This is a genomic window from Sabulibacter ruber, assembly GCF_017355955.1.
In the GTDB taxonomy this organism is placed as follows: domain Bacteria; phylum Bacteroidota; class Bacteroidia; order Cytophagales; family Hymenobacteraceae; genus Nibribacter; species Nibribacter ruber_A.
Genome location: NZ_JAFFID010000035.1, coordinates 1 through 385 on the forward strand (window position 1 = coordinate 1; position 385 = coordinate 385).

The window sequence follows — 385 nt, forward strand, 5'->3', positions numbered from 1 at the left end:
ATATTTGAATTGGAGTGATTCATAAAAGAGGATTTCGTTTTCAGGCTCCTTTCAGGGAAAAAGGCTTTAAACTAGCGGGTCCACTCAGAGTCATTGTAGGAGGGCTCGGGTTTGGCGGTCTGCAGCAAACTGGTACCGTCCACGATGCGAGCGATGTAGACCGGCAACTCCTGCCCGAACTGTTTCAGGTAGGCCCCTTCCATGGTTCTGGTGAACTCCTCCAGCCTGTCTAGCTTCACCAGGTTGATGGTGCAGCCTCCGAAGCCCCCGCCCATCATGCGGGCGCCCAGCGCTAGCCCTGATTCTTTCGCTTTCTCGGCCAGGAAATCCAGCTCGGGGCAGCTTACCTCGTAGTCGTGCTGCAGGCCCTGGTGCGAGGCGAACA

At 56.1% G+C, this 385-nt stretch carries 1 pseudogene; it reads right to left on the reverse strand.

The annotated features are described in order from the left end of the window. Positions 1-71 precede the first annotated feature (71 nt). A pseudogene (locus tag JT719_RS24340) lies at positions 72-385 on the reverse strand (hypothetical protein); the annotation flags it as partial.